General features: G+C 67.9%; 25 protein-coding genes. 9 read left to right on the top strand and 16 right to left on the bottom strand.

The features are described 5' to 3' along the window. Nucleotides 1–259: 259 nt before the first annotated feature. From ABIC21_RS01385 to ABIC21_RS01360, 6 genes are all read right to left on the bottom strand, one after another. Nucleotides 260–1,486 (bottom strand): glycoside hydrolase family 26 protein, encoded by a 1,227-nt coding sequence (locus ABIC21_RS01385; RefSeq protein WP_354348631.1) that lies wholly within the window; start codon nt 1,484–1,486, stop codon nt 260–262. Nucleotides 1,487–1,638: 152 nt separating this feature from the next. After that, nucleotides 1,639–2,067: an ATP-binding protein gene (locus ABIC21_RS01380; protein ID WP_354348630.1), complete on the bottom strand. Its 429-nt coding sequence runs from the start codon at nt 2,065–2,067 to the stop codon at nt 1,639–1,641. Beyond that, the gene (locus tag ABIC21_RS01375; protein ID WP_354348629.1) at nt 2,060–2,392 is read right to left on the bottom strand and encodes an STAS domain-containing protein; all 333 of its coding nucleotides are present in this window, start codon (nt 2,390–2,392) and stop codon (nt 2,060–2,062) included. Before ABIC21_RS01375 ends, ABIC21_RS01380 begins: the two co-directional genes overlap by 8 nt. After that, nucleotides 2,376–4,373, bottom strand: a complete 1,998-nt coding sequence (locus ABIC21_RS01370) for a glycosyltransferase family 2 protein (protein WP_354348628.1) — start codon at nt 4,371–4,373, stop codon at nt 2,376–2,378. The genes ABIC21_RS01375 and ABIC21_RS01370 overlap by 17 nt, the downstream gene beginning before the upstream one ends. Next, nucleotides 4,370–5,653 (bottom strand): PP2C family protein-serine/threonine phosphatase, encoded by a 1,284-nt coding sequence (locus tag ABIC21_RS01365; protein WP_354348627.1) that lies wholly within the window; start codon nt 5,651–5,653, stop codon nt 4,370–4,372. The genes ABIC21_RS01370 and ABIC21_RS01365 overlap by 4 nt, the downstream gene beginning before the upstream one ends. A gap of 44 nt (nt 5,654–5,697) precedes the next feature. After that, nucleotides 5,698–7,020 (bottom strand): PP2C family protein-serine/threonine phosphatase, encoded by a 1,323-nt coding sequence (locus ABIC21_RS01360; protein WP_354348626.1) that lies wholly within the window; start codon nt 7,018–7,020, stop codon nt 5,698–5,700. 369 nt (nt 7,021–7,389) lie between these two features. Between ABIC21_RS01360 and ABIC21_RS01355 the strand changes: the two genes are divergently transcribed. Then, nucleotides 7,390–7,845, top strand: a complete 456-nt coding sequence (locus ABIC21_RS01355) for a DUF6325 family protein (protein WP_354348625.1) — start codon at nt 7,390–7,392, stop codon at nt 7,843–7,845. Nucleotides 7,846–7,877: 32 nt separating this feature from the next. Then, nucleotides 7,878–8,201 carry an SHOCT domain-containing protein gene (locus tag ABIC21_RS01350; RefSeq protein WP_354348624.1) on the top strand — a complete coding sequence of 108 codons (324 nt, stop codon included), beginning with the start codon at nt 7,878–7,880 and terminating at the stop codon, nt 8,199–8,201. Between the two features lie 106 nt (nt 8,202–8,307). Here ABIC21_RS01350 and ABIC21_RS01345 read toward each other — a convergent pair whose 3' ends face one another. From ABIC21_RS01345 to ABIC21_RS01330, 4 genes are all read right to left on the bottom strand, one after another. After that, entirely contained in the window at nt 8,308–8,805 is a 498-nt protein-coding gene (locus ABIC21_RS01345; RefSeq protein ID WP_354348623.1) for an SRPBCC family protein, read from the bottom strand. A gap of 15 nt (nt 8,806–8,820) precedes the next feature. After that, entirely contained in the window at nt 8,821–9,153 is a 333-nt protein-coding gene (locus ABIC21_RS01340) for an ArsR/SmtB family transcription factor (protein WP_354348622.1), read from the bottom strand. A gap of 52 nt (nt 9,154–9,205) precedes the next feature. After that, nucleotides 9,206–9,472, bottom strand: coding sequence for a hypothetical protein (locus ABIC21_RS01335; protein WP_354348621.1), 267 nt, complete (start codon nt 9,470–9,472; stop codon nt 9,206–9,208). Between the two features lie 120 nt (nt 9,473–9,592). Beyond that, complete coding sequence (locus ABIC21_RS01330; RefSeq protein ID WP_354348620.1) at nt 9,593–9,793, bottom strand: hypothetical protein; 201 nt, start codon at nt 9,791–9,793, stop codon at nt 9,593–9,595. 143 nt (nt 9,794–9,936) lie between these two features. Between ABIC21_RS01330 and ABIC21_RS01325 the strand changes: the two genes are divergently transcribed. Then, entirely contained in the window at nt 9,937–10,251 is a 315-nt protein-coding gene (locus ABIC21_RS01325) for a hypothetical protein (RefSeq protein ID WP_354348619.1), read from the top strand. A 42-nt stretch (nt 10,252–10,293) separates the two neighbouring features. Here ABIC21_RS01325 and ABIC21_RS01320 read toward each other — a convergent pair whose 3' ends face one another. From ABIC21_RS01320 to ABIC21_RS01310, 3 genes are read right to left on the bottom strand one after another with little or no spacing between them, the layout of a single operon-like run. Continuing rightward, nucleotides 10,294–10,755 (bottom strand): DUF1810 domain-containing protein, encoded by a 462-nt coding sequence (locus ABIC21_RS01320; protein WP_354348618.1) that lies wholly within the window; start codon nt 10,753–10,755, stop codon nt 10,294–10,296. Then, nucleotides 10,755–11,384, bottom strand: a complete 630-nt coding sequence (locus tag ABIC21_RS01315; RefSeq protein WP_354348617.1) for an ANTAR domain-containing protein — start codon at nt 11,382–11,384, stop codon at nt 10,755–10,757. The genes ABIC21_RS01320 and ABIC21_RS01315 overlap by 1 nt, the downstream gene beginning before the upstream one ends. A 55-nt stretch (nt 11,385–11,439) precedes the next feature. Continuing rightward, nucleotides 11,440–12,165, bottom strand: coding sequence for a GAF and ANTAR domain-containing protein (locus ABIC21_RS01310; protein WP_354348616.1), 726 nt, complete (start codon nt 12,163–12,165; stop codon nt 11,440–11,442). A 246-nt stretch (nt 12,166–12,411) separates the two neighbouring features. On the opposite strand from ABIC21_RS01310, the gene ABIC21_RS01305 reads away from it, so the two are divergent. The 4 genes from ABIC21_RS01305 (at nt 12,412) to ABIC21_RS01290 (ending at nt 14,891) form a co-directional block, all read left to right on the top strand. Further along, nucleotides 12,412–13,134: a GAF and ANTAR domain-containing protein gene (locus ABIC21_RS01305; protein ID WP_354348615.1), complete on the top strand. Its 723-nt coding sequence runs from the start codon at nt 12,412–12,414 to the stop codon at nt 13,132–13,134. 15 nt (nt 13,135–13,149) lie between these two features. After that, entirely contained in the window at nt 13,150–13,503 is a 354-nt protein-coding gene (locus ABIC21_RS01300) for a hypothetical protein (protein WP_354348614.1), read from the top strand. A gap of 98 nt (nt 13,504–13,601) precedes the next feature. Then, nucleotides 13,602–14,327 (top strand): MgtC/SapB family protein, encoded by a 726-nt coding sequence (locus ABIC21_RS01295; RefSeq protein ID WP_354348613.1) that lies wholly within the window; start codon nt 13,602–13,604, stop codon nt 14,325–14,327. Between the two features lie 21 nt (nt 14,328–14,348). Then, nucleotides 14,349–14,891 carry a GNAT family N-acetyltransferase gene (locus ABIC21_RS01290; protein ID WP_354348612.1) on the top strand — a complete coding sequence of 181 codons (543 nt, stop codon included), beginning with the start codon at nt 14,349–14,351 and terminating at the stop codon, nt 14,889–14,891. A gap of 196 nt (nt 14,892–15,087) precedes the next feature. On the opposite strand, the gene ABIC21_RS01285 is transcribed toward ABIC21_RS01290, so the two are convergent. Next, nucleotides 15,088–15,576, bottom strand: a complete 489-nt coding sequence (locus tag ABIC21_RS01285) for a GNAT family N-acetyltransferase (protein ID WP_354348611.1) — start codon at nt 15,574–15,576, stop codon at nt 15,088–15,090. A 61-nt stretch (nt 15,577–15,637) separates the two neighbouring features. Between ABIC21_RS01285 and ABIC21_RS01280 the strand changes: the two genes are divergently transcribed. Together ABIC21_RS01280 and ABIC21_RS01275 are read left to right on the top strand one after the other, a co-directional pair. Continuing rightward, complete coding sequence (locus ABIC21_RS01280; protein ID WP_354348610.1) at nt 15,638–16,378, top strand: Type 1 glutamine amidotransferase-like domain-containing protein; 741 nt, start codon at nt 15,638–15,640, stop codon at nt 16,376–16,378. Nucleotides 16,379–16,387: 9 nt separating this feature from the next. Continuing rightward, nucleotides 16,388–16,933, top strand: a complete 546-nt coding sequence (locus ABIC21_RS01275; protein WP_354348609.1) for an acyl-CoA thioesterase — start codon at nt 16,388–16,390, stop codon at nt 16,931–16,933. A gap of 42 nt (nt 16,934–16,975) precedes the next feature. On the opposite strand, the gene ABIC21_RS01270 is transcribed toward ABIC21_RS01275, so the two are convergent. Then, entirely contained in the window at nt 16,976–17,776 is an 801-nt protein-coding gene (locus ABIC21_RS01270; protein ID WP_354348608.1) for an ABC transporter permease subunit, read from the bottom strand. Continuing rightward, nucleotides 17,773–18,774 (bottom strand): ABC transporter ATP-binding protein, encoded by a 1,002-nt coding sequence (locus tag ABIC21_RS01265; RefSeq protein ID WP_354348607.1) that lies wholly within the window; start codon nt 18,772–18,774, stop codon nt 17,773–17,775. The genes ABIC21_RS01270 and ABIC21_RS01265 overlap by 4 nt, the downstream gene beginning before the upstream one ends. Between the last annotated feature and the right edge of the window lie 35 nt (nt 18,775–18,809).

Genomic DNA, 18,809 nt, shown 5'->3' with positions numbered 1-18,809 from the left:
CGCGTCCGAATGCGTAGCGGAAGGTGCAGAGCGTCCCGCCGGCGGTGGACGCCAGGACCAGTTTCCGCGCCTGCTTCGGACGCGGGGCGCGGATTCGGACGGCGGCACGTCGGATCCACGTAGCGCGCGTCCGAAAGTGTAGCGGAACGTGCTGCGCGTCCCGACTCGGGGGCCGCGGAAACGGGAGACCCGCGCCAGGGGCTATAGATCCGCATGCGTAGCGGAAGGTGCAGAGCGTCCCGCCGGCGGTGGCCGCCGGCTACTGGCGGCGCGCGGCCAGGGCAGCGGCCAGCGCTGTGGCGGAGCTGGTGCTGCTGTTGATCCGCCAATCTGTTTCCTTGTTGAAGTTGAACCAGACCACGGCCGTGACGTCGGCCTGCGCCGCGAGGTAGCTGATCAGCCCCGTGTTCCAGTCCGCCTTGGATCCGCCTTGTTCCGCGGACGAGGTTTCCGCGATGAGCACCTGTTTGCCGGGCGCAAGCCGCCGCAGTTCGGCGAGGCCCGGGCCGAAGAGCTCCGTCGGGGAGATCCAGCTGCTCCACGCCGCCGAAGTGCCCCAGTTGTACCCGTCGAGGGCCACCGCGTCCACGTACCCGGGGCCGGGGTAGAGGCCGTCGAGCGGCGTTGACCCCCAGTAGGGGACGTTGGGGTTCCAGACCCAGGTGATGTTGGTGGCGCCGGTGGCAGTGACGACGTCGTGGACGTGCCGCCACGCCGCCGCGTAATCACCGGGTCCGTTGCCGTTGGCGCCCTCGGACCACGGGTACCAGTTGCCGTTCATCTCGTGCCCGAAGCGCAGCATCACCGGGTGCCCCCAGGACGCCAGGGCCGTGCCCCACTGCCTCAGGTAGGGGTCGAAGTCACCGGCGGTAACGCGGTCGAGGGCGTAGGCGGGCTGTTCGGTTCCGCCGCCCCAGGCCCACGGCTCCCACGTCAGCAGGGTCGTGGCGCCACGGCTACGGGCGGCGTCGAGCTCCGGGACGGGCGGGGCCTGGTTGAAATCCTTGTAGGACAGAATGACGGACGGCACCTCGCCGGCGAGGGACGCGGCCTGGTCCAGTTCCGCCGACGCCAGCGGTCCGCCCGGGGTGCCGACGCCGAAGCGCAGCGCCGCGCTGCTGATGGCCGGTGGCGGCGCCGCAGGGTTGGTTACCGGGGCGACGACTGTGAAGGCCGCCGACGCCGTGACGGTCCCGGCGGCGGCCTGGACGTCGAGAACCGGCTGGGTGGTCTGCGGGATGACGACGGCGGCCGTGAAGTATCCGGAGGCGCTCACCTTGAACGCGGCGGAGCTGGTGCCCGCCGTGAGGGTCCCGGAGGTCTTTTTGGGGTATCCGGTCCCGGTGACGGTGACCGTGGTTCCCGCCGGGCCCTGGGCCGGACTGAGGCTCAGGGACGCGGAGGCGGCCTGCGCGGGGACTGCTGCCAGCGACAGGCTCAGGACCACCAGCGCCAGGACGCAGGCCAGGCTTCTTATCGGCTTCATCGGAACTCCTGGGCCGGACGCCGGGAACGGCGGGGCGTCGTGACGGTACCCGGCCCCCACCGGAAGCCGTAACTTCCAGTGTCCGCCACGTCCGTCCGGCCGCGGGGACCAAAAAGGCGCAGGACCTCCCGAGGATTGCCCAAGGATTCCGCTCAGTCGTGCAGCGGGGACCTTGAGAGGATCCAGGTGTTCGTCCCGTCCTGGCGCTTGAACGTCACGGTGGTGACGAGGGCGCGGATGAGGGCGAGGCCGCGCCCCGACTCCGCCTCGCCGTCGGGCATCGCGGGGTCGGTGTCGATGGGGTCGGGGCAGGCTGCGCCGAAGGCGCTGACCCGGGCCTCCAGCCTGATGGGCGTGACGCTGATGTCGACACCGAGTTCCACCGGGTTCCTGGATTCGGGAACGGCATGCTGCACCACGTTGCTGGCAGCTTCGATGACGGCCGTGGCGAACGTCATGCGGTCCATGTCCGGGACAAAGGACGCGTCATCCCACAGACCGTCCAGCTCGGTGTGCACGGCCTCGATGGCTTCCGGGAGTGCCGCCTGGCGCAGCGTCCGCCGGGCGAGAACGTCAGTCATCGCCGAACGCCTGGGCCGCGGAGGGGTACGACGTCAGGACTTTGTCCATGCTGGTCAGGCCCAGGACCATCTGGACCTGGGGCTGGACTGCCGCGATCCGCAGGTCGCCGCCGGCCTGCCGGGCGGCCTTGAGGCAGCCGATGAGGGCTCCGAGGCCGGAGGAGTCCATAAAGGCCGTCTCTTCCAGGTTGATCACGATCCGGGAGGTACCCGCCGCGACAACTTCCGCCACCATTTCCCGCAGTTTCGGCGCCGACACCATGTTGAGCCGGCCGGCGGCCGTTATCTCGGCGTAGCTGTCTTTCACTTCATAGCTCAGGTCCACGGATGGCCCTTTCTTTGGATGGCTCGGTGGTGCTGTCGGTCCCGTCGCCGGCATCGCTGGCCGGGTAGCCGCGGTACAGGACGGCCCGGACCAGGATGCTCATGACGACGAGGTCAAACACCACCCAGAGTACGTTGACGAGGGTGCCGATCGGTTCGGACATTCCGGCGGCGAGCCGCCCAATCCCCACAACCGCAGCGATGACCAGCAGGACGGACACGGCAATCTGCGGCCGGATCAGGCTCCACCGCGGTCCGCCGGACTGCCGGTCCTTGGGGGTGACGGCGAAGCCGAGGGGGCGTCCCAGCCAGACGTTCCGGGCCGCCGTCGTGCACGCCTTGATCCAGGTCGGAAACAGAGCGAGGCTGTACTGCTGGCCCCGCCACGTGGGGATGCCCTTCCCGGCAATGGCAAACAGGACCTGGTTCACCACCATGAACGGGATGAATCTCAGGAAGAAGTCCGCGCTGAGGCTGGTGACGGGCAGGATGCCGAAGAGCAGGTAGACGATCGGGGCGGCGAAGTAGACGACGGCGGCGAAGCCGCTGAGGTAGGTCCACATGGTCGCGAAGTACATAAGCCGCTGGCCGAGCTTGAGCCCGCGCTGGACCATGGGGTTTTCCCGCAGGAAGACCTGCATGGTGCCCTGGGCCCAGCGGAGCCGCTGGGTCAGCATGGTGCCGATGTCCTCCGGTGCCAGCCCGTAGGCCAGGACCTCGTGGTGGTACACGCTCTGCCATCCCATGGCGTGGAGCCGCATGGCGGTGGCCATGTCCTCTGTCACCGAGATGGTGGCCAGCGGCATGACCGGCTGGGCCTCGTCGGTCCGTTCCACCGACAATGCGTCCAGCACCGCCTGCACAGACTCGATGGCCCCGAGCGGGGACCAGTCGCGGGCGGCCATCCGCTGCACGGCGTCGTCGGTCACCACCGGCACGCCTGCTTCTCCGACCTCCACCGGGGACATCGCCGCGATCTCCTCCAGATCGGCCTGCAGGGCGGACACATCGGCCAGCACCAGCGACTGGACCGTCTGGTCCACCCGCCGGCGCGCCCGGTAGGTGATCTCGCTGAGGGACCCGCCGGCGTCGAGCTGGCGGCGTGCCTCCTGGGTTGCGGCTTCGACTTCGTCGAGGGTCTGCTGCAGGAGGACGGATTCGCTGGAGGCCGCTTTGCGTGCCTTGCGGATGGCGGCCTGGGAGGCGCTGAGGGCGCGCCGGATGCTCTTTTCCGTTTCCTTGACGTAGCCAACCAGCCCCAGCTGCATCAGGGCCTCGCGCCGGAGGACGGCGTTGGAGCCGCAGAAGAAGGCGGCATTCCAGCCGTCCTTGCCCTGCTGGATCGGACCGTAGAACAGCGGCGCCTGGCTGCCCAGGGGATCGTCCGCCGGGACGTTGCTGAAGTACTGGGGCGTCTGGACGAGGGCGACCCTGCGGTTGTTGAAGTAGCCCAGGGTGTTGTCCAGGATGTCCGGTTCGGGGATCTGGTCCGCGTCCAGGATGAGCAGGAACTCGCCGGCCGTCATCATCAGCGCATTGTTCAGGTTCCCGGCTTTGGCGTGCCGGGGCATCCCGCTCCACGCCGCACTGCGTGTCACGTACCCCAGCCCGTGCGCGGCGGCCAGGTCCCGGAGTTCCGGCCGGTCGCCGTCGTCGAGGATCCAGGTGCTGTGCGGATGCCGGATCTTCTTGGCTGCCAGCGCCGTCGTCATCACCATGTCCAGCGGCTCGTTGTACGTCGTAATGAAGACGTCGACAGTGGCGTCCGCGGGCGCCGGCGACGGCGGTGTGCGGGTCTTGAGCCGCCAGACCGTCATTCCGAAAAGCATCACATCGATCAGGCTGTACGTTTCGGCGATGACAAGCGGCACCGCGATCCACCAGGCGTCCCAGTTCAGCGACGCCAGCCAGCGCCAGGCAACGTAGTTGACCCCGGTCAGCACCGTCAGTACGACAACGAGCCGGACCCAGAAGGGCCTCACCGGGTCTCCCGCCGGACGGCAAGGATGGTGACGTCGTCGGGGTTGGCGGTTCCCTGGGCCCGACGGCGGACGGCGGCCACGAGCTCCTCCGCGGACCCCGCGGAGGCGGCGAGCTTTCCGATCTCGTCAACCGCGGCGAGTGTTCCGTCATAGAGGTCCAGGACACCGTCACTGAAGCTGACAATCATGTCCCCGGGGCCGAGCCGTGTCTCCAACGATTCCCAGCGGGTGCCGGGGAGCAGGCCGACCGGGAAGTTGTCGGAGGTGAGCCTCTCCCAGGTGCCGGCCGCCCGGACGACCAGGGTCAGGCCGTGGCCGGCGTCCGAGAACAGGATCCGCCCGTCCGAGGCCCTGAGCCGGGCGTGGAAGAGTGTCGCGAAGGAGCCCGCCTGGCTCAGGTCGGTCGCCAGGCAGTCCTGCGTCAGCGCCAGGGCAGCGGCGGGGTCACCGTTGTTTCGGGCGCTGCGGATGACAGCCCGCGTCGTGGCAGCGATCATGCCGGCCCCGGCGCCCTTGCCCATGACGTCGCCGAGGGTGAACCCGAGGCCCTCTTCGATGAGGTACCAGTCAAAGAAGTCCCCTCCCACGGCGGTGGAGGGAATGCAGGCGCCGGCTGTCTGGTAGCCGGGGAGGGGAGCGGCGTTCTTGGGGAGCAGGAAGCGTTGGATCTCGGCGGCCCGGCTGAGTTCGGCAGTGGCCGCGGCGGCTTGCTCGTGGGCGGTGTGGAGACGGCGCCGTGCCCGGCGCGCCAACTCGTTGACCACAAGGGCTCCCAGGACGAAGATCATCGTGCTGAACAGCCCGCGGAAGACCTCATTGGGGTTCGCGTCGATGCTCGACCCGAGTGCAAACGGGACCATGATTGCCACCGTCGCGCCCATCGCCGCGTAGGCCACGTGGCGGCGGCCTTCCATTGCGGCGAGCCAGAGCACCGGCAGCAGGACAATCGAGGCGTAGATGGAGTGGCTTTCGCCTGTGCCGTGCCGCAGGGCTCCGGCCGCGAGGAAATCCAGGAAGGGCACAATGATGGCAAAACGTGCCAGCTCCGGCCGGATTGCCAGTGCGGCCAGGCCGGTGGCGGACGCCATCAGAACCGCCCCGGCTGCCAGAGCCATCCAGTCGCTGACCGTCAGCGTCGCGATCGCACTGCTCATGGCCGCGGCGACGATAAAGAACACCACGAACGGCAGTTGTTTCCACAGCGGTGTCAGCTCGTCCACACCGGTCAAGAGGGACGGCATCTGGTGCCGCAGCCCTGGCTGCTCGTCCACACCCGTCACAACGGATTCCTGTGTTGCCGTCGCCGCCACTGAATCCCCTATGCCTAGACTTCCCCAGCTCTTGTCCCCATGAATCCTACCGATCCTTTTTGGGTGAAAGTTCCGGCGGGACGCCGGCCCGGCGCGGAGCGGCGCTGGACCGCCGTCGGAGCATAGATCCCTCCGGGACCGCGCTGGAAGAGGACGGCCGTGATGTCGTCCAGGACAACGGATTTTCCCCGCCGGTCGCACAATGTCCTCACGGCCGCGTCCGCACCGTCCTGCGTCAGGCTCTCCGTCATGGCGGCGGCGAGCAGGCCGAGGTCGCCGCCGTGGAGGTCAAGGAGGCCGTCGGTCGGAATCAGGACGGCGTCTCCGGGCGAGAGTGCGAAGGGGCGCTGGTTCCACGTCGCGCCGGGGACCAGCCCCAGGGGTGGTCCGGTGGGGGGCAGCCGCTCGACGGTGCTGTCGGCGCGCAGGATGTGGGTCAGTCCCTGTCCGGCGTCCGCATAGAGGCCGGTGCCGGTGGCCGGGTCGATGACGGCGTGGAAGACCGAGGCGAAGGACCCGGCGCGCGCCAGGGTCCCGTCGAGGCGGTCCGATACATCCCGGAGGAGGCGGGACGGGTCCGCGTCCCAGCCGGCGTCCGCGAAGGCGGAACGCGCCGCCCCCGCCACGAGCCCGGGACCGACACCCTTGCCCATCGCGTCGCCGACGGTCATGCGGAAGTGTCCGGACCCGGTGGTGCCGAGGTCGTAGAAGTCCCCGCTGAGGCCGAAGGCGGGATAGAAGCAGACTCCCAGAGAGTAGCCGGCTGGGGCCGGTGGAGTGACCGGCAGGAGGGCCCGTTGCGTGCGGGCGCCCTGGTCGATGTCCCATGACAGGTTCATCTCACGCTGGATGATCTGGGTGAGGTCCTCAAGGATCCTTTGCTGTTCCGCACCGAAGGACCGGGGCGACTGGTCGATGATGCAGAACGTCCCCACGTGCGTGCCACCGGGCCCGGTGAGGGGGTGGCCCGCGTAGAACTTGATGTGGGGGTCACCCGTCACGAGCGGGTTGTGCCGGAAACGTTCGTCGGTGAGGGCGTTCTCCACGATCAAGGTTTCGGAGGACTTGAGCGTCTCGGCGCAGAACGCTTCACTCCGGTCCGATTCGCGGGACAGCGGACCTACGAAGGATTTCAGGTACTGGCGGTTCTCGGCGATCAGCGACACGCTGGCTGCGCTGACCCCGAAAAGGCTCTGCGCCAGCCGCGTGATCCGGTCGAAGCGCTCCTCGGAAGGTGTGTCCAGCAGGCGGGTCCTGGACAGGTCCTCGAGCCGCGCCCATTCCGGGGCATTGGGGCCCCGGAGGCTGCTGGGGGATGGGTGTTCCGTGCTTGTCATACGTCCTCCAACGTTGAGGGGGAACACCCGCCGCGGACCTACTCGTCAGAATAGCCGGGTCATCCCGATTCCACGGTGGGCGCTCAACCTCGAATGAGCTTACAGCCCACCGCGGGGGAGCGGAGAAGCGTCGCACTCTTGCCTTGCACCGGGCGTCCAGCGCGTTCGCTGAGGCTCACCCGAAAGGGATGATGTGGCGGCCCCGCCGCGGACGCTTTAGTGGCATGTAGGACCCTAAGCGGGACAACCACGCTGCCGGCAACCCGCCGCCGGGATCACCCCGTGCGGGTGGCGACGCCCCGGCCGGTGACGACCACACTTAGACGAGCGTGCCGGACCGGGCGCGCCAATCAGAACGGAGGAAAGCCAGTGACAACCACACCGGAGACTGAGGCCCACGGGCCGGTCGACTTTGTGCTCCTCGAGTTCCCCATGGCAGGACTGACCGGACGGGCGAGTGAAGAGCTGATAAGGCTCGTGGAGCAGCGTGTGATCCGGCTCTTTGATCTCCTCGTCGTCATGAAGAACGAGGACGGCACAGTCGAGGTGCTTGAGCTCACCGATCCAGGCGGTCCCGCGGAGTCCTTCTCGTACTTCGATGGCGCGCAGACCGGTCTTCTCGGCGAGGAGGAAATCGCCGAGGCAACAGACGCGATCCTCCCAGGGAGCGTCGCCGCGCTGATTGTCTACGAGAACATCTGGGCGGCACCATTCGTTGCGGCCGTTCGCGACGGCGGGGGCGAGCTCGTTGCGAGCACGCGGATCCCTGCTCCGGACGTGATGGCAGCCCTCGAAGCCCTCGACGCCAAGCCGCCCGTGGCCTGACACACAAGACCCGATGCGAGAGGAGAAAAATTATGGGACTGCTTAGGGGTATGGCACGGACGGCGGTCGTCGCCGGGACGGCATCAGCGGTCAGCGGCCGCGTCCAGCGCCGGCAGGCTTCGAAGTTCGCCGAAAAGGACGCCGCTACCGCGGCCAAGCAGCAGGAGGCCTACGACGCGCAGATGAGCCAGCAGCAGCAACCGGTGTACGAGCAACCCGCTCCGCCCCCGGCTGCCGCAGGCGGAATCTCCAACGAGGCCATCCAGCAGCTCAAAGAGCTCGCGGCTCTGAAGGAGCAGGGGATTCTCACGGAACAGGAGTTCGGGGTACAGAAGGCGAAGATCCTCGGCGGCTAGTGCCGGCGGCCGCTTGACACGGATAGAGCACCCCCGCGGCTGCCTGGGAAGGCATCCGCGGGGGTGTTGCCTTGCGGGTCTGGGCTCGGCCCCGGAAAGACTCCCGTCAGCTGACCTTTGACTCGGCGAGGATGGCGTCGATCTGGGCGAGGGCCTCCCTCATGCCCTCTTCCATACCCATGGCGAGGACCTTCTCGAGCGCATCCGCGGAGTCGAACGTCGACACCATCGTCATGCGTGTGCGGTTGCCGATTGCCTCCAGCTCCATGACGGCGTGGCCCGTGCCCATCGCCAGGACCGGGTCGCCGTTCTCATCGGCGAAACCGTCGTCGAATTCCAGCCGGTGTGGCGCCTCGATGGCAGTGAACCGCCACCATCCCCAGCTCTTCTCGCCTTCGGGCCCGGTCATGTAATAGCTGGCCTTTCCGCCGGACACAAAGTCGTGGCTGGCGAAGGTCGCGGGCCAGGTGGGCGGGCCCCACCAGCGTTCGAGCTTGCGCGGGTCTTCCCAGACCTGCCAGACACGCTCGACGCCGGCATCGAACTCGGCGACGACGGTGAAGGTCAGGGCTTCGGCATTCGTGTGCGAACTGATGACCGTCATGACTGAACTCTCTTCCTATCCCTCTGCGAGAATGTCTGCGATCCGGTCGGCCCGCTGCCGCCAGATCGTCTCGTACTCATCGAGCAGCCGTCGAGCTCGTTGCAGGCCGTAGTGGTGGGCCCGCACGATCTGCTCCCGTCCGCGCTTTTCCTTCGTCACGAGGGAAGCGCGCTCCAAAACCGCCACGTGCTTCTGTACGGCGGCGAAACTCATGGCGTAGTGCTCCGCCAGCCCGGAGACCGAATACTCGCCGGCCGTCACGCGGGTGACAATGTCCCGGCGGGTGGCATCGGCGAACGCCTGGAACAGGCGGTCAAGGTCAGCATCCCGGAGCTCATCTACAACCATTTGGTTGTAGAATATTCCGCCCGTTCTGCGAAGTCAACAGGTTTTCAGGAAGCTATTTGGCCATGCCGGGGCGCACGGCGACGAACTCGATCGCGTTGGCGGGCTGGATGGTCCTCTTCGGTGCCCGGGAGTATCCCTTCGCGTCCAGGTGGTTCTCTGCCCGGTACACGGCCAGGGCCTCGTCATAGAGGGTGTTGAGCTGCTGGCCGGTGAACTCCTCCGAGGAGCCATCATTAAAAGTCACGGAAATGACGGTACTGCCGGGGAAGTGCCTCTTCATGCGGATGAAGCCTTCGGCGTCCTGCTGGAGATTGATCAATGCGGTCCTGCCTTCGTAGTGGGGACTTCCAGTCTCCCGCACGTTCTTCGGAACGCCCGCACGGAGGGGGCCTGACGGAGCGGAAGGCCCCTTGTGGAGGGGCCTTCCGTGGATTTCCGGCTAGACCTTCTCGCGGGTCCGGTCAGTCGTGGCCGGCTCCTCGACGGTGAATTCCCGGCTGCGGCGGGGGAAAGCCCAGAACTTGAAGCCTGGCTCGTCCACCCGGGGCTCCGGGCGTACACCGGTGTCCTTGGAATCATCCTTCTTGATGTCCCGCCGGAACTCCCTGTTGTACTGGTAGCACATCACTGACCTCCTCATCGTGGGTGCCCCTTAATCCTCCTCCGCGTCCCGCCGCGCGTCGATACCCTGCCTGCTTAACGCGGGGATCGCAGGGGAGTCTCTTCCAGATCGGCCGCGGAACAGCTTTACTGAACCCTGATACACACAATGGAGGGGGAACCATGAAGTCCAAGGGAACATGGCACGTCGCTGCCGGGAGCCTCGCCCTGGCTGCGACGATTTTCGTCCTGCCGACGCCATTTTTCCAGGTGGTCACCGGCAGTGCCGATGCGGGCGCGACGGGTCTTTTTGTCCTGGGACTGGCGCTGCTGGCAGGCGGACTCGGATCTGTCGGCGTCGGACTGTACCGGCGCTCGCGCGACCTGAAAACTGCGCGGACTTATGCCACGAGAGAGCCGTCGTCCCTGGACGAGGACCGGCCGGTCAACCCTTACGCGATCCCGAAGTCGTACGGCGCGGTACCTCCGCCGTCGTGATGGGATGACGATGGAGCCAATGCTGATCATGGACGCGGCGCCCTAATCCCGGCCGAGGAGCTTGTCGGTGGCCGCATCGGGCATGGCGTCAAAGTACTTCGCCAGGACCTCCTGGAAGATGCTCTGCCGGGGGTCCGCACGGAGGAACAGGGTCATTGAGGAGTGCAGCTTCCGCTCGTCGGTGCCGCCGAAGATCTGCCTCGCGGTGCGCCCTTCGAGACCGGCGACGGCCGCGGCGCACTCGACCAGCCGTGGACCCACCACCGGGTGTTGCAGATAGGCCTTCGCCTCATCGAGCGACGCCACGGCGTACCGTCGCGCGGTCGGGCTCTGCCCGAGTCCGGCGATCTGCGGGAACACAAACCACATCCAGTGGCTGCGCTTGGAGCCCGCGCGGAGTTCGTCGAGGGCGTGACGGTACGTGCCGCCCGAGTCCTGGGCCGTGACGAACCGTTGCAGATCGTAGGGATCCTCCACCGGGTCCTCCCGGGCTCCGCGGGTCATCACTCCTCGAACCGTGCCGTCATGTCGGTATCTCCGGCGATGGAGGACACGACGGCGGCCGCGACGTCGCGGATTTTCATGTTCCTGTTGTTGGACGTATTCCGGAGGATCTTGAAGGCGGCTTCCCTCCCGCACCGGTTCTGGGCCATGATTGCCCCGATCGCCAGGTCGATGATGGTCCTCGACTGCATGGCGGCGGCCAGGTCGTCCCGGGATTCGCTGAGCTGCGCGATCCGCAGGGCCAGCAGGAGGGCCGGCGCGGCTTCGGCGGCAGACCGATGAGCCCGCTCCGAATCGTCGTCGGAGAATGCCTGCGTCCGCGGCGAATAGAAGGTGACGACGGCGGAGCTGTCACCGTCGAGAACCAGAGGGATCCGCAGCGTGCTGCCGTATTCCCCGCCGGTGCTGCCCGCCTCCAGGGAAGCCTGCCTCCGCCGGTCGACGGTGATGCCGCAGGACACCTCGCGTCCCGGGTGCGAGAGTTCCTCCGCAGCCAGGCCGGCCAGTTCGGCCAGGAAACTTTCGACGCCGGACCCGTCCCGGGTGCTCTCCAGCAGAAGTTCCAGCAGCGTGCCGGCGCCGCCTCTGACGTTGTGCGCCGTCGACGAATCGGCATGGTTGTAACGCATAGCTGCCCCCAAATTCCCGGCCGCGCGCTGACGAAGCGGACGGCTTTCTCCCATCCTATTGCGGGGGATACGCCGGGGGTAGGGATGCGCCTTGCAGGATGTCCGCGGCAATGGTGTGCAGCTTCGTGTCGTTTGCCCTGGCGGCGAGATGGAGCAGCTCCAGGGACTGCTCCCTGCTGCATCTGTTCTGAACCATGATGAGCGCTACGGCGGCGTCAACAACGGCGCGGGATTTTAAGGCGGACCGGAGGTGCTCCGGGTAGATCTCCGGGGGATGGACCTTGAGTGCCAGCCTTAGTATCCGGGAGATGGACGCGGCGTGGCGCTCCACTTCCGCGACTGTGTCGCTGTCAAAAACGCCGCTGGTGCGGGCGTAGCAGTTCAGGGCCGCGGCGGAGCCAGGGTCCGTGGCGATCGGCACGGCCAGCACCGACCGGATGCCCTCGCCGGAAACCGCAGAGGCGTAGTGCTCCCAGCGGTCGTCGGCCCCCACGTCAGGAACCAGGACGGTGGTTCCGTGCCGGAGGGCAGTCAGGCAAGGGCCGTCGTCGAACGCGTATTGCTTCTCGTCCAGCCGTTTCGCGTCCTCGCCGCTGCTGGCGACAGTGGCCGGGGCCCCGTCCCGTTCCACCGTGATGGCACACAGCATGGGCTCCGGACCGCCGAGGCGGGTCGCGGAGATGGTGGTCAGGCCCAAAAGAAACTCGGTGAATCCCGGACTTTCCAGCAGGAGATCCTGCAGTTGCTCGGGTGTTGGAGATGCGCCGGTACCGGAAACCATGCCGGCCTCAATCCTACGAACGCCTGGACGTCCGTGACGCGCCGGCTCAGCGATGGCGGACTCTTGATCGCCCGCAACCCAAATAGCAAAGCCTGGATTCCCCCAAGCCAAGATGTAACTACTGACGACACTACGCCGTGCGGGGGACAGTGAATATACGCGCCCCCGGCCGGCCCGCCGTATGCTTGACTCCTGCGGCGATGCGCGCCGGCTGGCGTCCCGCCGGTATGGACCACTGAGGTGAAAATGAGCGTGGAACTGCCGCTGGCTGACGAGATCACCGCTGTTTTCGCCCGGGCCAGCAAGCTGCTGCTGACCGAACAGACGGTGGCCCACGCCCTGCGGCTGATCACCGACGCCGCCACTGTGGCGATACCCGGCGCGATCGGCGCCGGAGTATCCCTGATCAACCGTTCGGGCCTGCGGCAGACGACCGCCGCCTCCGACGCCGTCGTGGCTGAAGCCGACGCACTCCAGTACGAGCTGGGGGAAGGCCCGTGCATCACGGCCTGGGCCAGCGGGGAAACGGTCCTGGTCGACGATCTGGCCTCGGACCGGCGCTGGAAGCGCTGGGCCCCCGCCGCGGTGTCCCTGGGCATTTCGTCCTCGGTCAGCTGCCCCCTGTTGTCCGGCGGCCTGGCCCTGGGAGCAGTGAAGGTCTACTCCGACGGGGGAGGGTTCGCCGGAAATGGCACGGTCCGTTTGGCCGAGCTCTTTGCTGAACAGGCCACGCTCTTTGTCATCCACTCGCACGCCCGTGAGGCTGCCCGGACGCTCAGTGACCGCCTGCAGGAATCCCTGGCGCAGCGGGACACGATCAGCATGGCCAGGGGCGTGCTGATGGCCCGGAACGGAACCAATGATGACGTGGCGCTCCGGGACCTGATGATGCTGTCGCGGCAGACAGGGAAGCCCCTGGCGCTGGTCGCGGCAGAACTGCTGGCTGCGGCCAGACCCTTCGAAAACTAAGCGCAGGACGACGGCATGGCCTTGGGCGACGAGGAGAGCGAACAGCGGCAGCGGTTTGCCGAATCGCTGCGCCATGCCGACTTGGGCATGGAAGAGCTGTGGCTGAGGTACTTCACCCTCGGTGGGCACGCCGGACAGTTCGAGGTCGAGGCCTACATCCACGGCGCCATGGCGCTGCCCCCACTCCAGCGCGACATCCTCGCCCATGCCCTGAACGAACGCCTCGATGAGCTGTACTCCGGGGCGCCCCGGGCGCCGTACAGCGTCGATGCCTCCGACAAAACGTCCGACGGCGGGTCGGTCGAGGGCCCGGTTGAGGGTGCGGACGAGAAGCCCGACGGCGGGTCCGATGGCGGGTCCGAAAAATAGTCCGGCGACGACTGACTCCCGCGTTGCTAGAGTCAGCACTAGGGTGAGTGACCCGGGCCGGTCCGCCACTGGTTGACGGGCCAAGGAAGGTGGGCGGCATGTTCCCTTTTTTCACCGACACAAGCCTGGTGGAAGCCGGGCTGCTGCTCGCGACGTTCGTGCTGTGTTCGCTGGTCGGCATTGAACGGCAGGTCCGGCAGAAGAGCGCTGGCTACCGGACCCATGTGCTGGTGGGACTCGGCTCGTGCGCCTTCACGCTCGTGTCCGCTTACGGCTTCGCCTTCGTGACGGAGCCCGGAGCCGTCCTGGACCCGTCCCGCATCGCGGCCCAGATCGTCAGCGGGATCGGCTTCCTGGGCGCAGGCGTCATCTTCAAGGGCCGGGACGTGGTCCGCGGCCTCACCACGGCCGCCACCATCTGGGTATCTGCCGCGGTGGGCATGGCCTGCGGCGCCGGCATGGTCTCCCTGGGCGTCGTGCTGACGGTCTTCCACCTCGTGACACTGTTTGTGATTGCCCCGGCGGTCCGCCGAATTCCGTCCGTGGACAGAAACCGCGTGATGCACATCGATTATGCCGACGGCCAGGGCGTGTTGCGGCAGATCCTCGAAATCGCCACCAGCATGGGGTTCAGTTCCTCGATCCTGCGCACCCGGAGGACCGGCGACGAGCAGAAGCCCATGGTCTCGATGGAAGTGCGGTTCTTCGGCCGCCATCCGCTGCGCAACCTGGTCCTTCCCCTGATGGACCTGAACGGTGTCGCCAGCGTGATTGTCCGGGGGACCGATTCGAGCGAGGACGACGACGACGATGACGAAGACTGAGGCGCTTCCCGGGGCTCCCGGATGACCGGGACCAGCCGGGCCCTGGCGGGCAGCGTCCGGATCCGGGTCCTGAGAGCCTCCGACGCCGAACCCATGTGCGCCGCCTACCTGCGCAACCGTGAACACCTAGCGCCGTGGGAACCGCTGCGGGCCGAGGAGTTCTTTACCGTGGACGGCCAGATGGTGAGCGTCCAGTCCAAGCTGGCCTTGTTCATCGCGGGGTCCGACGTTCCATGGGTGCTGACCGACGGGGAACAGATTGTGGGGCTGATGACCCTCAGCGGCATCGTCCGCGGGCCGTTCCTCAGCGCCCACCTCGGGTACTGGGTGGACCAGGACTACAACGGGCGCGGGATCGGCTCCGCGGCGGTCGCCTTCGCCGTCGCCGCGGCGCGGGACGAGCTGGGCCTGCACCGGCTGCAGGCAGCGACCCTCCAGCACAATGCCGCCTCACAGAAGATCCTCACACGCTCGGGGTTCACGGAAATCGGTGTGGCACCGGCTTACCTCCACATTGCCGGGGGCTGGCGGGACCACATCCTCTTCCAGCGCATCCTGTTCTGAGCCCACCGGATACTGAATCAACGGTTACTGAGACAACCCAACGCGGGGTCAATCCGCGCCCACCCCGGAAAGGGCCGTACGTGACCCCGCGCTGCTGTTGGCGGCGGGGGCCGACGTACATCGGCTTCGAAGCCGAACTCATCGCCACGGACTGACGCTGCGCCCGATCGGCCCGGTGCACCGCGCCGCGGACGGCTCAGCGCACCATCCTCAGGATCCGGACCGGTGTTCCGGCCAGCTCATGCACCGCGGTGGCACCGTCGGGGGTGAAGCCGTTGCGCCGGTAAAAGGCGAAGGCGCGGGGGTTCTCCTCCGCAATCCAAAGGTAGGCGCCGGCGTCGCCCAGTGCTGCGTCCAGCAGCATCTGCCCCGCCCCGGAGCCATAGTGGCTGGCGAGCACGTAGATGCCCGACAGCTCCCGGGCCCGGGGGCCGTCGTCGTCGCGGCCGGCTCCGGCGCTTGCCCAGCCGACGATGTCCGGCCCTGCGCAGGCCACCCAGATATCCGAGGTGGCGGCAGCGATGATGGCGCGCCATCTGGCCTCCCGCGGGCCTTGCTGCAGCGCCGCCAGGGACCCGGCCGGCAGCAGGTGGGCATAGCTCTCGCGCCAGGCCTGGATGTGCACCCGCGCAATGCCAGCCGCGTCGTCCGGCACGGCGGCCCGAACGGTCAGGTCTGTCGTCATCCGGACAGCGTAATACGCATTTGTGCCCCACCCGTGGCAGCGATCCGGGTACCTTGAAGCCATGAGCATCTTTCTGGTCGGCGGCGGCCCGGATACCGTGTCGACTCCCGTGATCTTCGACCAGTTCATGGCGGAGGCCCGGCAACGCACCGGGGGCAGCCGGCCGCCGCAGATCGCGGTGGTGCTGGTCGACCATGAAGGCAGCGCCGAATACTTCCTCCCCGCCTATCTGGACCCCCTGCACCGCCGGACGCCGAGTGAGGTGACGACGGTCCTGCTCCGCCGCCACGGGCCGGTGGACCCCGGGGCGTTCGACGGCGTCGACGCGATAGTCGTCGGCGGTGGCCCCACTCCCGTCTACGCCGAGGGACTGCGGCCCGCCGCTGCGGCCATCCGCGAGGCGGTCGCCGCGGGCGCCCCCTATCTGGGCTTCTCCGCCGGTGCCATGATTGCGCCGGAGCGGGCGATTGTCGGCGGCTACCGGGTCCGCGGCGTCGAGGTGTGCCCCGAGGAAGCGTCCGAGGGGCTCGGGGAGGTGGAGTTCCGCGAGGGGCTGGGCCTTGTTCCGTTCGCCGTCGACGTCCACGCCGCGCAGGCCGGCACGCTGGGCCGTGCGGTCGCCGCCGTCGTGCACGGCATGGTCGACAGGGCCGTGGCTGTCGACGAGAACACGGCCCTGGTGCTGCCGCATGCGGACCCGGCGGAGCAGCGCGTGATCGGGACCAACAACTGCTGGCTGGTCCGTGGCCCCGGACACAAAGCCACGGTCTCGGTCCTTGGCAGTGTTGTTACCCGCGGGTAACATGATCCCATGCATCTGCTCCTCCGCACGCTTGTCCTGCTGTTCACGTCCTCCCGCCGCTCCCCGCTGAGCATCTGGGACACGTCGTCGCTGCCGCTGAAGGTCCTGCCGACCGACATTGACATCGCGATGCATGTCAACAACGGCATGTATTTCTCGCTGATGGACCTGGGCCGGTTCGACCTGATGGCCCGCAGCGGAACCTGGAAGGCCATGCGCCGTCGGGGATGGAGCCCGGTGGCGGCGGGGGAGACCATCGCCTTCCGCCGGTCGCTGCAATTGTGGCAGCGGTACACGATCGAAACGAAGATCATCGGCCTCGACGAGAAGGCCATCTACTTCGAGCAGCGCATGGTGGTGGCCCGGGAAATCTACGCCCGCGCCTTCATCGCCACGCGCCTGGTCTGCAAGGGCAAGCCCGTCAGCCAGGAGGAGATCATCCGCGAGTTCGGGGCGCCGCCGGCGGACCTGGAACTGCCCGCATGGATCCACGAATGGCGCGAAACCAATGCCCTCCCCGGCGCGCGGCGTCCGGCGCCCCACGTCTGGGCCTGAGCCGGCCTGCGCCTGAGCCCGGCCGCTCAGGCCCGGCCGCGCCTACGTCCCGACGTCGCGCCGGCTCAGCGCCACCGCGCTGAGTGCCACGAGAACGGCCGAAATTCCCCACAGCCAGCCGGCGGCCGCCCAGTCCGCGCCGTTGGCCACCGGGTTGTTGCCGTACGCCCAGCTGTAGGGCGAGAGGTTCAGGAGCCAGCCGACGTCGGTGCTTTGCCGGCCCACCGCGTTGAACACATAGCCCAGGACCCCGACGCCGGCGCCCGCGGCCAGCCCGTAGGTCTTCCGCCCCGTCACCGCGCCGGCAAAAAGCGCCGTGCTGCCCGAGAGCATGGTCAGGCCGGCGAACAATACGGAGGCGCCGAAAAGGTTCTCCGGTTCGATGTTGAGCTGGGCGGAATCGATCAGCAGCCGGATCAGCACAAACACGAGGGCCACGAGCAGCAGCACGCGCGCCAGGATGGCCAGCGCCCGCTCCAGGACCACCTGCTCGCGGGTGACGCCGTGCGCCAGGGTGAGTTCGAGCTGGCCCGATTCCTCATCCCCGCCCACCGCGGCCGCACCCCACGCCACCGAGGCGATGGTCATCAGCAGGAAGCCGATCAGCCCGAACATGGTGGCCTGGGTGTAGCCCGGTCCCGAGGTGATCTGGTCGTAGTTGAGGGCCTTGATCATCTCCGGCGGGAAGGCATCCATCACACCCTGCATCTCGGGGCTTCCGCCGATCGAGGGGTAGAGCGGCAGGTAGATGAAGATCGCGGCGGCGAGCCCCGCAGCCCAACCGAGCGTGGAGCGCCAGGAGTCCACGAACGCCCGGGTGAACAGCGGCAGCGGTTTGCTCATGCGCCGTGTCCCTTCCGACGGCGGCGTCCGTTCCCGTTCCCGTTCCCCACGCCGTTGCCGTTGCCGCGGATGGTGCCGTAGAGCTCAAGGACCGATTCCTCGAGGTCCGGCTCCTCCAGCACCAGTTCGGTGAGCCTGAGGGTGGCCAGGACCCGGAGCAGCGGCTGGATCGCGCCGCCCAGCGTGGCGGACAGCTCGACGCCGTCGCCCGCCGGCAGCACCTCAAGGTGCCCGATCCCGGGCACCCCTGCCAGCAGCGCGCCGGCGTCGGGCGCCGAAATCCCGGCGGCGGTGAACCGCACGTGCCGGACCGCGCCTTCCCGCAGGCTGTCCACGGTGGCGACGGTGATGATGCGGCCGTCGCGGAGGATCGCGACCGTGTCGGCGGCCTGCTGGACTTCGCTGAGCACATGGGAACTGAGGAAGACCGTCTGCCCGTTGGCCTGGGCCTCGCGGACCATGGTGAGGAATTCCTGCTGGACGAGCGGGTCCAGTCCGCTCGTTGGCTCGTCCAGCACGAGCAGTTCGGGATCATGCATAAAGGCCTGGACGAGCCCCAGTTTCTGCTTGTTGCCCTTGGAGAGTTTGCGGGTGTGGCGGTCCAGGTCCAGGCCCAGCCGTTCGGCCAGGGCGTCGACCCGGCCGGGCCGGACGGGACCGCTGATGTCGGCGTAATGGGACAGCAGCTTGCGGCCGGTGATCCGCCCCTCCAGGAACAGTTCGCCGGGCAGATAACCGATCCGGCGGCGGAGCGCAGGGCCGGCGGTCCGGGGGTTCTCGCCGAGCACCGTCGACGTGCCGGCGGTGGGCCGGATGATGTCCAGGAGGCACCTCATGACGGTCGTTTTGCCCGCGCCGTTGGGCCCGATCACGCCAAAGACCGAGCCCTTCTCGATGCCGAAGCTGACGCCGTGCAGCACTTCGCGGCGGCCGAACTTCTTGGTCAGGGAGTCGGCCATGATGGCCTGGCTGGCGGTGTTTCCCGGGTCTGGGGGCATGGCGCCGATGGTAGGCCGTGGCCGTTGTGCGGGCT

The sequence above is a fragment of the Pseudarthrobacter sp. PvP090 genome, assembly GCF_040547365.1.
In the GTDB taxonomy this organism is placed as follows: Bacteria; Actinomycetota; Actinomycetes; order Actinomycetales; family Micrococcaceae; genus Arthrobacter.
Note: the sequence above shows the minus strand (reverse complement) of the source record. Positions and strands in the feature narration are given on the sequence as shown.